Origin of the sequence: Neobacillus niacini, from assembly GCF_023715785.1 — a bacterium.
Lineage (GTDB): Bacteria > Bacillota > Bacilli > Bacillales > Cytobacillaceae > Neobacillus > Neobacillus niacini_E.
The window spans coordinates 1-466 of sequence record NZ_JAMBOX010000068.1 but is presented as its reverse complement, the minus strand read 5'-3'; the positions used below and the strand labels follow the sequence as shown (position 1 = coordinate 466).

Here is a 466-nt window from a genome sequence, read left to right as displayed (position 1 = left end):
GGGCACCGGTGTCGTTAAAGACATTGATATGAATAGTAAAAAGATTACCATTTCGCACGAAGCAATCCCTGCGGTGGGCTGGCCTGCAATGACCATGCGCTTCACTTTTGTTAATGCAGACGACGCTATCAATGCCCTGAAAACCGGCAACCATGTCGATTTCTCGTTTATTCAGCAGGGCAATATCTCCTTACTCAAAAGCATTAACGTTACGCAATCCTGATTATCAGTCCGGAGCGAATACATCCAGTGCGCCTGAACATTCATTAAGGGATTACTGTGAATGAATGATCGGGCGCATATGCCAGGTGTTTTGATTTTTCAGCGAGAAATTGTATGGCTTCTTTAAAGATAAAATATGCTGCAATAATTATCAGCAGCCTCATAGCAGGGGGGCTGATATCGGTTACTGCCTGGCAGTATGTAAACTCATCACAAAAAACAGTACAAACCGAACAAAAGGCAC

General features: G+C 43.8%; 1 protein-coding gene. It reads left to right on the top strand.

What is annotated here, in order from left to right:
• On the top strand, positions 1–223 hold a 223-nt coding region (silF, locus tag M3234_RS28870), incomplete at its 5' end, for a Cu(+)/Ag(+) efflux RND transporter periplasmic metallochaperone SilF (protein ID WP_262307935.1).
• Between the last annotated feature and the right edge of the window lie 243 nt (positions 224–466).